We start from the raw sequence: 14,356 nt of genomic DNA, 5'->3' as shown, positions 1-14,356 counted from the left end.
CCTTTCCGGATCTTCATTTCCCAGCGAGGGGTTTTGTCGCCTGTCGCGCTTTAAGGAACAATACGGATATTTTCGCCTTCAGCTTTCGCGTTTCACGAAAGGAGATCAGCGCGGGCCAAGGCGCCTTTCGCGCATCGTGATGAACAGCATCGCCAGCACCCCGCTCAGCGACGCCGCCCCCTGGATCAGCAGCAGCCGTTCGGCCCCGGCTCCGGGTACCATGACCGCCCCCGCGAAGGCCGACAGCGCCGCGCCCCCGCCGATCATCAACACGCCGGCAAGGCCGCTGGCGGTCGCCGCCAGCCGGGGCCGGACCGACAGGGCGCCGGACGTGGCGTTGGGCAGGGTGATGCCGTAGCCGACCCCCACCACGACGGTCAGCCCGAAGAAGCTGGCCGCGCTGCCCCAGCCGACCAGGAACAGCGACAGCGACGCCCCGAGGGCCAGCGTCGACGTCAGCGAGCCCCACAGGGCCATGCGCCGCACGCCCACCCGCGCCGACAGCCGCGCGGACAGGAAACTGCCGCCGACATAGCCCAGCGAGGTGGAGCCGAAGAGGATGCCCAAAGCGACCGGGCTCAGGTCGAAGACCTGCGCGCCGAGGAACGGCGCGCCGCCGAGATAGGCGAAGAACGTGCCCGCGGCACAGGCCGCCGCAAGGCTGTAAGCCCAGAAGCGGGGCGCGCTCAGCAATTCGGGATAGGCGCGGAACTGCTCGGCGAAGCTGGCGAAGGCATGGCGCCGGGTCTCGCCCACGTCGCGCCAGACCAGCCACATGGCAACGCCGCCCAGCACGCACATCAGCCAGAAGGAGGCGCGCCAGCCCAGCGTCTCCTCCAGCAGGCCGCCCAGGGCGGGGCTGACCATCGGCACCATCGCCATGCCCATGGTCACGGCGCCGAGCCGCGCGGCTGCCTCGTCGTCCGACGCGAGGTCGCGCACGATGGCGCGGGCGAGGATGACGCCGGAATAGACCGCCGCCTGCACCATCCGCGCGACCAGGAAGACCGCAACGGTCTGCGCCAGCGCGCAGGCGACGCTGGCCACGGCATAGATCGCGAAGGCCGCCAGCAGCAGCGGCTTTCGCCCGTAGCGGTCCGCGAGCGGCCCGAGGACGATCTGCATCGCCGCCGTGCTGGCGAGGTAGAGCGCCACCGAAAGCTGGACCACCTCGTACTCGGTTCCCAGGTCCTCGGCGATGCGCGGCAGCGAGGGCAGGAACATGTTCATCGACATCGCCGCGATGCCGGTGATCGCGATCAGCGTGCCCAGCGTCGGCGGCGTGGCCGGGTCGAGAAAGCGCGGCGCGGGAACGGTCATCTGCGCGGCCTTGCAAGCGGCAGGCCGCGCGGCGATGCTGGGCATCGGCCCCATCCGCAAGGACCACCATGCCCGACATCACCCTGCCCGACCTTCCGCTGACCGGCGGGTGCCAGTGCGGCGCCGTGCGCTACGCAATAGGCTCGGCACCGCTGACCTTCTACGTCTGCCACTGCACCGATTGCCAGCGCCAGTCCGGAAGCGCCTTCGGCGAGTCGCTGCAGGTCCGGGTGGCGGATCTCGACGCGCAGGGCGACACGGCCGCGTTCGAGCGCGTGGCCGGATCGGGCCGCCGCATGCGCTGCACGTTCTGCCCGGCCTGCGGCACGCGCCTCTGGCACGCCCGCGCGGAAGGCTCGGACTTCGCGTCGCTGAAGGCCGGCACGCTGGACGACACCGGCTGGTTGCGTCCCGCGGCGCACATCTTCACCGCCAGCCGACAGCCTTGGGTGGCGCTGACGCCGGCGCCGCTGGCCTACGAGGGCCGGCCCGACATGGAGGCGATGCGGCGGGCCTTCGCCGCGATGCTGGGCTGACCCGCGCGGGGGCCTAGGGCAAGTCAACGACAACGTAGTTCCCGTCGACCTCGACCGGCACCGTTTCGGCCACGTAGGGCCCTTTGACCAGATCGCCGCCTTCGACCGTGCTGGGGGCGAAGGCCCGCGTGCGGGTGGCCTTGGGGTCGCTCCAGGACTGGCCGGTCGCCAGGTCGAATTCCCATCCGTGCCACGGGCATTTGAGCATCTCGTCGCGACGGCACAGGCGGTAATGCCCCGGCCCGTCGCTTTCGACCGTGCCGGTCAGCCGCCCGCCCGACAGGGGCGCACCGCCATGCGGGCAACGGTCGATCAGCGCGTAGAAGCGCCCGTCGACCTGCGCCACGCATAGCGGCTTGCCGCCGGCCTCGATGCGCCGCACCTCGCGGTCGGTGAAGTCGTCTACCCTTGCCAGAACGTGCCGTGTCATGCGTATCCGTACAGCTTGCGCGCATTGCCGCCGAAGACCGCCTCGCGGCGCTCGGGGGAAAGCGGGAATTTGAAGATGTGGTTGGGGTCGTCGTAATCCCAGTGCGGGTAGTCCGACGAGTAGAGGATACGGTCCCAGCCGATCCAGTCGATGATGTCCTCGATGTGGCGGCCGTTCTTCGGCTCTTCCATCGGCTGGGTCGCCCACCAGAAATGCTCGCGCATGTACTCGGACGGCTTGCGCGTGAGATGCGGCACCTCGGCGTGGAAGGTGTCGAAATGCTTGTCCATCCGCCAGCCCAGCGCCGGCGCCCAGGAAAACCCGCCTTCGATGATCGCGACCTTCAGCTTGGGGAAAGCTTCGAAGACGCCCTCGATCACGAGGCTCGTCACCAGCGCCTCGGTCCCCGGCACGAAGGTATAGTGTTCCTGGAAATAGAAGCTGGGCCAGCCCGTCCCGGTCGACGGCTTTCCCGAGGAATAGCCCGCCGGGTGCAGGCAGAGCGGCAGGCCCGCCGCCTCGATCGCGCGGTAGATCGGCCAGTATTTCCGCGCGCCCAGCGTTTCGTTGGGCCTTGTGGACATGACCACCTGGCAGAAGCGGGCATCGCCCGCGCGGCGCTCGATCTCGGCCACGGCGGCTTCGGGGTTGTCCTGCGGAATCACCAGCCCGGCGCGCAGGCGCGGTTCCGGCTCGACCCATTCGGCGAGCTGCCAGTCGTTGACGGCGCGGCTCATCGCGGCCGAAAGGTCGGGATTGCGTTCCTCCATCCCGCCCCGGCCGAGGGCCACGAGGTGCCCGGTCTCGATGTCCAGCCGGTCGAGATGCTGTTCGCGCAGCATCGCGAGGCTGGAGCCGGCCGGCCCGTCCTCGGGCTTGGCATCGACGCGCATCCCGTTCGCGGTCATGCGCGGATAGGACAGCTGCCCGACCAGCGCCTGACGGATGAACGGTCCGAAGGTTTCCAGGTGATCGACCCAGCGCTTTTCCAGATAGGGATATAGCGCCTGGGGCGTGCGCTGCGCCGGGTGGATGTCGCAATCGACGATGCGCAGGCGGGTCTTGCCTTCTTTCTCGCGGAGCATCTGGTTCATGGCGTCACCTCCAGGAAGTCGACCCGTGCCGCGAGCGCCGGATCGCGGCCGAGGCGCGGATAGGCACGCAAGGCGTTGCCCGCGCGAATCGCCGGCAGCGCGGCATCGGGAAATCCGGCGGGCATCGGATCGTCACCGTCGAATTGCCGGTGCGGGTAATCGGTGGAAAACAGCAGCATGTCGGTGGACCCCACGTGCTTGACGACCTGCGCCACCTCGTCGGGCCCGGGCATGTCGACCGGCTGCAGCGACAGGAAAACGCGGCCGGCCGTGATCTGCGATGGCGGGCGGTCCAGCCACGGAACCTCCTGCCGCGTGCCGCGCCAGGTCTTGTCCATGCGCCAGAGCGTCGTCGGCAGCCAACCGAAGCCGGACTCCAGGAACACGACCTTCAGGTCGGGAAACCTTGCGAACACGCCTTCGCCCAGGAACGACACGAGAATGTTCTCGAACGCCTGGCTCTGGATCACGTAATCCTCGTACTGGTAGGACGGCCAGCCCGAGACGCTGGGCGGGTTGCGATAGAGCGCCCCCGCATGGATCGCGACGGCCAGCCCGTGCCGCTGCGCGGCTTCGTAGATCGGCCAGTAGCGCCGCGCGCCGTGGGGCAGATCCTGCATCGCCAGCATCAGCACCTGCACGAAGCGGTCGTCGCCGGCCAGCCGCTCGATCTCGGCCACGGCGGCTTCGGGATCCTCGCCCGAGATGTAGATCGATCCGCGCAGCCGCGTGTCGGCGTCCAGCCAGTCGCGCGCCACCAAGTCGTTGACCGCCGACAGCAGGGCCGCGCGCATGTCGGGATTGTGCAGCCCCGCCACGCCGTGGAGCATCGAACAGACGGCGACGGACACGCCGAAGCGGTCCAGCGCGCCCGGAACGTCCAGCCCCTCGAAGGCGGTATTGCGCGCATGCGGCGCGTTGGCCGGGTAGGAACTGAGCCGGAACGGCATAGACGGCAGTTCGCGGTCGACGACCTGCATCCGCCAGTAATCGTCGAGATAGGGCAACAGGTCGGACACCCCCGCCTGCGGCAGATGGAAATCCGCGTCGATCGTCAGCATGTCGGTCATGGTCTCATCCGTCGCAACTCTTCGCATTTTACGGGCCAATCGGCGAATGAGAATACAACGAATCGCGAAAAGACCTTAGCCGTCCGGAAAAGATGCCTCGTCGGCGCCCTGCACGGGTGACAAGCACCGGCGTACGATCGAACCCGGCGAGACACGGCGCCGAGGCCGGTGCGCGACTGGCGCTATCCGCATCCGCGGTGACAAGGACCGGCTTGTCTGGTCTCCCGGTGCACGGCAGGCGATTCGTGCGCAGCGCCTGGACAGGATAGGCCGCGTCGATGCCCTTCCCCGGACGTCGCCCGTGCCGTGTCCGCATAGGCGTCGAGCAGGACCGTCGCGAGCATCACGTCGTTGATGTCGCGGTGTTCGGTCCAAGTCGCCGCGCGGCGATTTTCCGGCTCGGACCAGAACGCGACGATCCCCCTGCCGACGCCGGCGTTTTTGCGCAGCGCGTCAAGATGCGGGCCCGCCGCGCGCCGCAGGTGCCGTGACGTCTCGGCGGCCTGCGAGAGCGGGCGAAGCGCCTGCAGCCCGATCGCCAGCCCGATTTCGCGGAACCCGAGACGCCGCGAGGGCACTGCCTCCAGCGTTCCGGAACGGAGGAAATGATCCAGACCCGCATCGACGCCGGCCAAGATGTCCAGGATCAGGCGCTCGGCCACCTCTGTCCGGTCGGGCAGCAGCGCAAGGCGCATAGCGTCCATCAGAAGGCCGCCAAGCCCGAGCGGGTCCGCGGTTCCCCAGGCCCGGCCCTCGGCGAGTTGCCGCAGGATATTGGCCTCACCGGCCAGCCTGGTCGCGGCTCCCGTCCGCCCAAGCCAGCGGGTCGTGACGTAGCCGTCGAGCGCGTCGTGCGGGCTGGTCGCCGCGACTTGCGGCCGCGAGAGATCGACACTCATCTTCCAGGCAAGCCCCATCGGCGCCCCCATCGGCGAGGTCTGCAGGAAGCGCGGAAACGTGCCTTCCGCAAGCTCTTCGGCATACCGCAGGCATTCCGGCTCATCCAGAACGCGCGCCGCCCGCGACAGCGCGTCCATCCACTTGGTCAGGTAGTGCCAGTACTGCCCGTCCCGATCCCACTCCAGGCGCGCGTCATAGGGCGCGTCGGGTTCCCGTTCGGGCAGAGGTTTGCCGATGCGCAGGCCGCCGCTCGTCGGATGCCGCGCGCCTTCCTGCTCGTCGAGTCCGCCGAGCCAGCCCTGTCGCGAGTCGTCGCTCCGGTGCCGGCCAAGCACCCCGTGCACCTCGGCGACAAGGTCGGTCGCCATGTCGCGCCAGCGCTCGTCCCGGGTCGTGAGCCAGAGGTCCAGCGCATTGATGACCGCGAAGGCATCGGTCCACAGGTAGCGCCGCGTCTCGGCGCCGCCGCGCAGCCCGGTCCGCTCGGCGAAACCGGACATGAGTTCAGCCGCCTGTGACGTCTCTCTCTGCATCGCCGCCTCCTCTCCTGCGCTTTCCCGCCTTTGCTGGACATGAAGGATCAGCGGGTATGCGGCAGATCCCCGCCCACTGCGCATCCAGCAACCAGCGGTCTCATGGCTGTTGCTGGCTCGTGTCGGATACGGGGCGCGGCTTGTCACCGCGCCGCGTCAGTTCACGGCGGGTGGCGGCGCCGCGGCCCAAGGCAATGCGATGGCGATCAGGCCCAGCCAGAACAGCAGCAGAAGGACCGCCACCAGCAGCCCGGCACCCGCGGCGGGATAGTACCGGTAGTATCCGCCGTAGCGATATGGCCAGCGTTCGCGCGTGTGCCCCCAGCCGGGCGCCGACGCGACCGCGAAGACCAGGAGCAGAATGATTATCCAGAACCAGAGGACCTCCATCTCTGGTCTCCTTTTTAAAGCGAACCGTTGCGGCCCGGGGCGGCAGAAAGCTGATCCTGACCGACGCGCCTTCGCGCATATCGGGGGCCGCGGGTTCCCGTCAGGTTCCCAGACTCAACAGCCGAGTTGCGCGCGTGTTCCAGCCGGGCAAGCCATGCACGCCCCCCCGCGCGACAGCGTTCTGCCCGCGATACGTCATCCGGGTCCGGCGCTCTGGAAAAGAAGGCCCGGCGCAACGCCCGTGGCATTCCGATTGGAGCGGACCGATCGGCGCGATATAGAACCGAATGACTTCCGACCATCGCGAGAAGGCGTAGGCGGCACGAATGGATGCCAATCCGAATCACGAGACCATACGAAACGCCGTCCTGACCCACGGGGTCGTCAGCGCCAATCCGGAGGATCTTCTGCACGGCACCGGGCTGAGGGTGTTGCGAGCGGTATTGCGCGAGGCGGCATTGCGGCTTTGGAGCGACGACGCGTTCGGCCTTGCCGGGAATGTCGCCTTCCGCGCCTTGCTCGCGCTTTTTCCCTTCCTCATATTCACCAGTTCGCTGACGGCCTTCATCGGCGATCGATCCATGGCCGACGATCTCATCGCCTTCCTGATCGCGATCGTCCCGGCGGCGCTGGTCGAGCCGATCGTGTCCGAAGTCGAGCAGGTGATGACCGTCCAGAGAGGCGGCGTGCTCAGCATCGGTATCCTGCTGACCATCTGGTTCGCCGTCGGCGGCGTCGACGGTGTCCGCGTCGGGCTCAACCGGGCCTACGGCATACGCGAGACCCGCTCGACGGTCGCGCTGTACGCGACCCAGTTCGTCATGGTCATCTTCGCGAGCATGGTCCTCGTCCTCGTGTCCTACCTGCTGGTTCTGGCCCCGAGGGCGGGCTCGTGGCTGCACATTCTGCTGCCGAACTTCGACCCGTCCTCCATCACGATCGGGCTGATGCGGTACCCCGTGACGGCAATCATCCTCGTTGCTGCCCTGTTCGCCGCGCACGTGTTTCTGCCGGCCCGACGGACACGCTTCTCGAGCATCTGGCCAGGCGTGGTCTTCACCGTGGCAACCTGGACGCTGCTCACCTGGATCTTCTCGTTCTATCTGTCGAACTTCGCCAATTACACAAGCTATTACGCGGGCTTGGCCGGCATCATAGCTGCCCTCTACTTCATGTATCTCGCCGCCCTCGTCCTGATCTTCGGCGGCGAACTCAACCGGGCAATTCGCATCCGCCGCCTTGCGCGCGCCTTGCGCCATTGAATGCGGCCGTTTCGCGGCGACCAGCACCATCCGGCCTGCAAGGTTGACGGGCATGCGGCAAACTCACGGGTGCCGGTCTGCTCAGCAGGCTGCGGCGTTCACCCGTTGGCAGCCCAGGTCGCGATCCGGGGCAAGAGCGCGTCGAGGATCGACTGAAACGCCGCAATGATGGCAGGCGGCGAGTCATTGGCCGCGACGGCCTCGTTGCGGAACACCTCGGTCCTGATCACGCTTTGATCCCTGTCGCGCAACAGGGTCAGGCTCATGTCGACTTTGGCGATCACGGCCTCGCCGGTGATCTCCACGTGAAACGCGTCGATGCGCGACAGCAGTGCCAGATCGGGCACCGGCCCCGCCTCGTTCGGGCCGACGTACCCCATCCGGCCCGTTCCCGCGATCGAGCGGACCAGCAGCGATTGCACCAGCGCGGGCAGTTCATCGGACCAGCGGGCATCGGGAAGATACGTGACCGCGGCGGCGCCGGGTTTCACCATGATCCGGTCGCTCGTGACCGAAGCGGGCGCATTGGGCACAGCCACCAGCAGCGTTCGGTCCGACCGCTGGCCCGCGCTCGAACCGCTGGCCGGCGACAGGTCGTAGGTGTCCAGCGGCGTCGCCGCCGCATTGATCGACGAAAGCGCACTGCAACCGCCGAGGCTGGCCGCGGCGCCCAGTATCGCCGCGCGGCGGCTGAGGGTCATGATCTGCATCCTGTCATCTCCGGTATTCGGGCACGCGTTCATCCAGAAGGAAGCGTGCAGGGTCTCGTTCGATGCGGCGCACCAGGTTTTCGAGGGACTGGACCAGCCCGCGCGCTTCGGCGCCGAGGCGCGTCAGTTCGTTCAGGCCGTTGCCGGTGAAGTTGCGGATGCCCGGCGCGGCGTCGGACACCGTGGCCTGAACCTGCGCGACGACGTCGTTTGCGCGCCCGATCAGCGCGCGCAGATCGCTCGTGATCTGCGGCAGGTCGGCTGACACCTGGTCCGCCGCGCCGCCGATCTGATCCGTCGCCGCGCGAATGTCGGACAGCACCGGGCCCAGATCGGTCGAGATCACCTCGTCGGCGCTGTCGAACGCCTTCTCCGCCGAGCCCAGCGCGCGGTTCGCCGCCGCCAGAGAGCCGTCGATGCCGGCAAGCGTCGTGCTTGCCCGCTGAAGCAGATCCGCGGCGGCGTCGACCGCCGTACGCGTGTCATCCGCCAGGGGCGTCAGGCCATCGGTGAATTCGGTCAGATCGCGCGCGGCAGTGTCCACTGCGGCGGCCGCCGATGACACGGCGCCACGAATTTCCTCGACCATGGCGGGCACGTCCTGATCCATGACCGTCCCGATCCTGTCGATCGCGCCTTGCGCGCCGGCCAGAACCTCGCGCGCATCTGCCACCATCAGGGTGCCGTTACCCGAAACGAGGGTGTCGACGCTGTCCGAGGCCTCGGACAGCGCGTTGAACGAGGTGCTGGCATCCGACAGCGTCTGCTCCAGCTCCCGCAGCCGCGCGTTCAGCAGCGCCGCCGTCTGGTCGAAGCCGTCCAGCGTGCTGACCGACCGTTCGGAGACATCGGCGATCGCCTCGTTCAGCGCATCGACCGTCCGCGAGATCTGCGCGGCGATCTGCGGCACCTGATCGCGCATGAGGGTCTCGGCCTCGGCAAAGGCGAGGCCGGCGCTGTCGATGGCCGTGCCCGTGGTATCGATGGCCGCCTTGGCCGAGTCGAACGCACCCGCGGCCGAGGCCAGCGTCTGGTCCGCGTTGCCCAGCGTGGTCTCGGCCGCCTCACCCAGCGTTTCGAGGCGCGCGCCGAACCCCGCGATCCGCTCGGTCGCGTCGGCCACGGTCCGGGTGATGTCCGAAAAGTCGGTCAGCGCCTGATCCAGCCCGGCGGATGCGTCGCTGAGGTTGTTCAGGATGTTCTGCACGTGGGCCTGGTTCTCCGGCCCCGCGAATTGCTGGAACTGTCTCAGCAGGTTCGTCGCCTCGGTGATCAGGTCGGGCGCATCCTCGACCAGCTGCTGCACGTTCGAGCGGCGCGAGGGGATGATGGGCGGCGCGCCGTCATCCGACGTCAGCGGCGGCGCATCCGCGCTCGTGTTGGTCAGCGAGATGTAGGCAACGCCCGTCACACCCGACAAGCTGAGCTGCGCCACGGTATCCTCGCGCACCGGCGTCGTCGCGTCGACCTCGATGCCCACATAGACCTTCGACGGATCGGGATCATGTATCCGCATGTCCGTCACCCGCCCCACGTTGATCCCGTTGAAGACCACATCCCCGGCCGAATCCAGCCCCGACACGTCGTCGAAAAGAATCCCGTAATAGGCATATTGCCGGTCCAGCTGGACGCTGGACAGCCACACGGCAAAGCCCAGGCCTCCGATTATGCCGAGCAACGTGAAGATGCCGATCAGAATGAAATTCGCACGGGTTTCCATCACTGCACCTTCTCGGCCCGCTCGGTTTCCGAGGCTGCCCGGGCGCGGGGGCCGTGGAAATACTCGTGGACCCAAGGATGATCCACTTTCATCAGCTCGGCCATGGTGCCGATCGCCAGCACCTTCTTCTCGGCCAGCACGGCGATACGGTCGCAAATCGCGTGCAGCGAATCCAGATCGTGCGTCACCAGAAAGACGGTCAGACCGAGCGCCGCCTGCAACTGGCGGATCAGCGTGTCGAATTCCGCCGCGGCGATCGGGTCCAGCCCTGCCGTCGGCTCGTCCAGAAACACGATTTCGGGGTCGAGCGCGATGGCCCGCGCGAAACCGGCCCGCTTGCGCATGCCGCCCGACAGCTCGGACGGAAACTTCGTCTGCGCGTCCTCGTCCAGCCCGACCATGCGCACCTTGATCCCGGCCAGCGTCTCGCGCAGGTCGTCCGGCAGGGCCAGCTGTTCGCGCATCGGGGCCTCGACGTTCTGCCGAACCGTCAGGGACGAAAACAACGCGCCGTCCTGGAACATCACGCCCCACCGGCGGCGCAGCTGCTTGTACTGATCGGGCGACGTGCCTTCGACGCTCTGGCCGAAGACCTCGATACTGCCGCCATCGGGCTTCAGCAGGCCGACGATCTGCCGAAGCAGCACGGACTTCCCCGTACCCGAGCCGCCGACGATGCCGATGATCTCGCCCCTGCGCACATCGAGGTCCAGCCCCTCGTGAACGAGGTGGCGGCCGAAGCCCTTGGTCAGGCCGCGCACCCTAATGATTGGCTCCGCGTCGTCCATCATATTCCAATCAGCGCAAACACCACCGAGAACACCGCATCCGCCACGATCACCATGAAGATCGACAGCACCACCGACGTCGATGTCAGCCGCCCCAGGGATTCCGCGTCCCCGCCCACCTTCAGACCCTCGTAGCAGCCTATGATGCCGATGATCATGGCAAAGAACGGCGCCTTGATCATTCCCACCAGAAAGTGCCAGACGTCCGTGTCGCTGATCAGCCGCGCCTGGAACACGGCGGGCGACACGCCCAGCTCGATCCAGGACATGAGGGCGCCGCCCACCAGCCCCGACAGGTCCGCGATCAATCCCAGGACCGGCAGCATCAGGACCAGCGCCAGCACCCGCGGGACCACCAGGATGTCGATCGGGTCGAGGCCGAGCGTGCGCATGGCATCGACCTCCTCGCGCATCTTCATCGATCCGATGGCGGCCGTATAGGCCGAGCCGGACCGCCCCGCCACGATGATGGCGGTCAGCAGGATTCCCAGCTCGCGCAGCACCGAGATCGCGATGAGATCGACGACGAACACCTCGGCTCCGAACTGGCGAAGCTGCACCGAGCCCTGGAAGGCCAGCACGACGCCGATCAGGAGCGACATCAGCGCGACGATGGGGATGGCGTTCCAGCCCACTTCCTGCATGTGATGCACGAGCGACGTCAGACGCAGGCGGCGCGGATGGATCACCATGCTGGACAGCGCCGCCATGACCTGCCCCAGAAAGCCGGTCAGTTCCACGGCTTTCCCTGCGCCGGCTGCCGTCTTGCGGCCCAGCGCCTCGACCCGGTCCAACAGCGAAACGTGCCTCGCGGCCGCCGCATCCTCCGGCGGCATGTTGCGGCGGACCACCTCGATCAGCTGCTGCTGCATGTCGTCGGCGCCCAGGATCGGCACCTCTTCCTTGCCATCGGTCATCCGCCTTTGCACATCGGCGACATACCACGCGCCGGCGGTATCCATATGGCTGACCTGCGCGATGTCGATTTCCTCCGCGCCCTGTCCGTCGTGTTTCAGCGTCGCGATCGTGTCGACCAGCAGACGCCCGGACAGTACCAGACGTCCGTCTTCCAGACTGACGGCGGCATCTGCCCCCTCGCCCCCGGACCGGCCCTCGGGCGTATCCCCACGTTGCTGAACCATGTCTCGCCTGTACCCTGCCTGGATCTGCTTGCCCACGTCACCGGGCAGCCGCGATGCCCACAATCCGGTCGCGAGCCTTTGCCCACACGCCGAGACCGCGCCCACCGGCGATGGACGCAATCACCACCCCGGCCATGCGTGCCTTCCGTTGTGTGCTTCTGCCTCGCATTGCCCGGCCGCCAAAGTGATTGATACAAATCAAGGCCGCGATCTTTTCCGTCGTACACCCTCACCCAAAGGCATGAAAGGTAACGAAATGAATATCGCGAACCGCGAAGCGGCCCTGCGGGAGCGTCGTGAAGAACTTGTCCGCCATCTGGCGGCGGTCGAGCACACGCTCGACGAACCCCTGCCCAAGGACTGGGAGGATCGCTCGTCGGAGCGACAGGGGGACGAAGTGCTGGAGGCGCTCGGCCAGACGGAACTCGCCGAGATCAGGCAGTTCGACGCGGCTCTGGGCCGGATAAGGGCCGGGACATACGGTATGTGCCAGTCATGCGGCGAAACCATCGCCCCGGCGCGGCTTGACGTGCTCCCGGCGACGCCATTTTGCGCGAATTGCGCACCCTGAACGTCGGTGTCGCACAATGGGGATGAGCGCCTTACCGCGTCAACGAGAACGTCGGCGCGAAGCGAGACAGACAGAAATCCGGTGCCCCTACGTCACGAAGCACCTTGGGCACCGTCGGCGGAAACAAAAGATCCCGTTCCTGCGAAAGAGGTGAAAACCCATTTTCGGCCAGGGCAAACTCTCACTCGCCTGCTAAAAGGCCGTTGCTCGAACGCCGATCGCGTCAAACGCAGTGCCACCTATGGCATGCGCTTGAATGATGCTTGCTCGCGATAAAGGAGTCGCCGCGTGAACGGTTGTGCTCTCCTGCGCAGTGGGCTGGTGCCGGGGGAACGACATGGGTCAGATCGATTTTTGGTATTCCATCGGCAGCACGTAGAGCTACCTGACGATCATGCGACTCAAGGAAGTCGAGCGTCTGGGCTGACGTTCCGCTGGCGCCCATTCAACGTGCGGCATGTGATGGTCGAACAGAACAACGTTCCCTTCAAGGACAAGCCGGTCAAGGCGGCCTACATGTGGCGCTCACGACCACGAAAGAGATCTCTCGTTCCAAAATTCCGATCGCGATCGGGAGCGACGAGCTTCCTCACAGATTCATGCCCACGGTCACCGCCTCGCGGCGCTCAACGATGATCGGCTCGACGCGCTCGTCACGGTGTGCGCCGGACCGAGTATCTCCGCCCCGCAGTTTTCCAGCAGCGTAGCCTCAAAAGGGCAGGCCGACATAGTTCAGCGCCATCGCCTGCCGCGCGGCGTCGAGTTCGCGCAGGTTTTCGAGTTCCATCTCCTGCATCTTCTGGTCGAAATCGTCCTGCTCAGGGAAACGGTGCAGGATCGACGTCATCCACCAAGAGAACCGGATAGCCCGCCACACGCGCGTCAGGGCGCGGTCTGAATAGCCATCGAGGCCGCCACTATCACCTCGCTTGTAATGCGCGATCAGCCCCTCGCTGAGGTAGTGCACGTCCGACATGGCCAGGTTCAGTCCCTTGGCGCCGGTGGGTGGCACGATATGGGCCGCGTCGCCGGCAAGGAACATCTTGCCGAACCGCATTGGCGCGCAGACATAGCTGCGCAGGGGCGCGAGGGACTTCTCGATGGAGGGTCCGGTCTCCGTGCTATCGGCCACGTCTTCCGGTAGGCGGCGCTTCAGCTCCGCCCAGAAGGCGTCGTCGGACCACTTGTCGGGGCTGTCGTCCAGCGGCACCTGGATATAGTAGCGCGACAGTTGCGGGTTACGCATCGAGGCGAGCGCGAAGCCGCGCGGGTGGTTGGCGTAGATCAATTCGTCCGCCGCCGGTGCGGTGCGCGACAGGATGCCCAGCCAGCCGAAGGGATACACCCTTTCCAGTTCATGCTTCTTGGCGGCGGGGATTGCCTTGCGCGAGACGCCGTGGAACCCGTCACACCCGGCGATGAAGTCGCAATCGATCCGGCGGGTCTCGCCGTCCTTCACGTAAGTGACGTACGGGTCACCGTCGATGTCGTGCGGCGTGACCTCGAGGGCCTCGTGGACCACAGTCGCCCCGAGCGCGTCCTGACCGGCGTAGAGATCCTGCGTCACCTCGGTCTGGCCGTAGACCATGACGCTCTGGCCGCACAGCTGATCGAAATCCACGCGAAACTTGCCGTGTTCCGTCGACAGGTAGCAGCCGGCATGGGGATGACCCTCGCGTTTCATCCTGTCTGCGATGCCGGCGCGATGCATCATTTCCACCGTGCCATGTTCGAGAACGCCGGCGCGGATGCGCGACAGCACATAGTCACGGCTGCGCCGTTCCAGCACCACGGTCGAAATGCCCGCCCGGTTCAGCAGTTGCGACAGCATGAGCCCAGCCGGACCGCCGCCGATGATCACGACACTCGTACGCATCTCTTCCTCTCTCG

The 14,356-nt window shown here is 66.8% G+C and carries 14 protein-coding genes; 3 read left to right on the top strand and 11 right to left on the bottom strand.

The annotated features are described in order from the left end of the window. Positions 1-105: 105 nt before the first annotated feature. Positions 106-1,365, bottom strand: coding sequence for a multidrug effflux MFS transporter (locus BLW27_RS14225; RefSeq protein WP_245710887.1), 1,260 nt, complete (start codon positions 1,363-1,365; stop codon positions 106-108). Between the two features lie 23 nt (positions 1,366-1,388). Here BLW27_RS14225 and BLW27_RS14220 point away from each other — a divergent pair, with 23 nt between their 5' ends. Continuing rightward, positions 1,389-1,856 carry a GFA family protein gene (locus tag BLW27_RS14220; protein WP_089884099.1) on the top strand — a complete coding sequence of 156 codons (468 nt, stop codon included), beginning with the start codon at positions 1,389-1,391 and terminating at the stop codon, positions 1,854-1,856. A 13-nt stretch (positions 1,857-1,869) separates the two neighbouring features. Here BLW27_RS14220 and BLW27_RS14215 read toward each other — a convergent pair whose 3' ends face one another. From BLW27_RS14215 to BLW27_RS14195, 5 genes are all read right to left on the bottom strand, one after another. Beyond that, positions 1,870-2,286 carry a Rieske (2Fe-2S) protein gene (locus BLW27_RS14215; protein ID WP_089884096.1) on the bottom strand — a complete coding sequence of 139 codons (417 nt, stop codon included), beginning with the start codon at positions 2,284-2,286 and terminating at the stop codon, positions 1,870-1,872. Beyond that, positions 2,283-3,380, bottom strand: a complete 1,098-nt coding sequence (locus tag BLW27_RS14210) for an amidohydrolase family protein (RefSeq protein ID WP_089884093.1) — start codon at positions 3,378-3,380, stop codon at positions 2,283-2,285. Before BLW27_RS14210 ends, BLW27_RS14215 begins: the two co-directional genes overlap by 4 nt. Further along, positions 3,377-4,450, bottom strand: coding sequence for an amidohydrolase family protein (locus BLW27_RS14205; RefSeq protein WP_089884091.1), 1,074 nt, complete (start codon positions 4,448-4,450; stop codon positions 3,377-3,379). Before BLW27_RS14205 ends, BLW27_RS14210 begins: the two co-directional genes overlap by 4 nt. Positions 4,451-4,632: 182 nt before the next feature. Continuing rightward, positions 4,633-6,030 (bottom strand): hypothetical protein, encoded by a 1,398-nt coding sequence (locus BLW27_RS14200; RefSeq protein WP_143042275.1) that lies wholly within the window; start codon positions 6,028-6,030, stop codon positions 4,633-4,635. 9 nt (positions 6,031-6,039) lie between these two features. After that, entirely contained in the window at positions 6,040-6,273 is a 234-nt protein-coding gene (locus BLW27_RS14195) for a hypothetical protein (protein WP_089884087.1), read from the bottom strand. Between the two features lie 326 nt (positions 6,274-6,599). Between BLW27_RS14195 and BLW27_RS14190 the strand changes: the two genes are divergently transcribed. Next, positions 6,600-7,535: a YihY/virulence factor BrkB family protein gene (locus tag BLW27_RS14190; RefSeq protein ID WP_089884085.1), complete on the top strand. Its 936-nt coding sequence runs from the start codon at positions 6,600-6,602 to the stop codon at positions 7,533-7,535. Positions 7,536-7,633: 98 nt separating this feature from the next. On the opposite strand, the gene BLW27_RS14185 is transcribed toward BLW27_RS14190, so the two are convergent. The 4 genes from BLW27_RS14185 to BLW27_RS14170 are packed head-to-tail and all read right to left on the bottom strand — an operon-like array spanning position 7,634 to position 11,895. Then, the gene (locus BLW27_RS14185; protein ID WP_089884083.1) at positions 7,634-8,245 is read right to left on the bottom strand and encodes an ABC-type transport auxiliary lipoprotein family protein; all 612 of its coding nucleotides are present in this window, start codon (positions 8,243-8,245) and stop codon (positions 7,634-7,636) included. A 4-nt stretch (positions 8,246-8,249) separates the two neighbouring features. Then, positions 8,250-9,965 (bottom strand): MlaD family protein, encoded by a 1,716-nt coding sequence (locus tag BLW27_RS14180; protein ID WP_089884081.1) that lies wholly within the window; start codon positions 9,963-9,965, stop codon positions 8,250-8,252. Next, complete coding sequence (locus tag BLW27_RS14175) at positions 9,965-10,756, bottom strand: ABC transporter ATP-binding protein (RefSeq protein ID WP_425429298.1); 792 nt, start codon at positions 10,754-10,756, stop codon at positions 9,965-9,967. The genes BLW27_RS14180 and BLW27_RS14175 overlap by 1 nt, the downstream gene beginning before the upstream one ends. After that, entirely contained in the window at positions 10,753-11,895 is a 1,143-nt protein-coding gene (locus tag BLW27_RS14170) for an ABC transporter permease (protein ID WP_089884080.1), read from the bottom strand. Before BLW27_RS14170 ends, BLW27_RS14175 begins: the two co-directional genes overlap by 4 nt. Here BLW27_RS14170 and BLW27_RS22015 point away from each other — a divergent pair. Next, a complete protein-coding gene (locus BLW27_RS22015) occupies positions 11,894-12,466 on the top strand; it encodes a TraR/DksA family transcriptional regulator (RefSeq protein ID WP_342708073.1) in 573 nt (190 codons plus the stop codon). The genes BLW27_RS14170 and BLW27_RS22015 overlap by 2 nt on opposite strands. A 709-nt stretch (positions 12,467-13,175) precedes the next feature. On the opposite strand, the gene pobA is transcribed toward BLW27_RS22015, so the two are convergent. Next, positions 13,176-14,342, bottom strand: coding sequence for a 4-hydroxybenzoate 3-monooxygenase (gene pobA / locus BLW27_RS14155; RefSeq protein WP_089884076.1), 1,167 nt, complete (start codon positions 14,340-14,342; stop codon positions 13,176-13,178). Between the last annotated feature and the right edge of the window lie 14 nt (positions 14,343-14,356).

It is taken from the genome of Citreimonas salinaria, assembly GCF_900107235.1.
In the GTDB taxonomy this organism is placed as follows: domain Bacteria; phylum Pseudomonadota; class Alphaproteobacteria; order Rhodobacterales; family Rhodobacteraceae; genus Citreimonas; species Citreimonas salinaria.
Note: the sequence above shows the minus strand (reverse complement) of the source record. Positions and strands in the feature narration are given on the sequence as shown.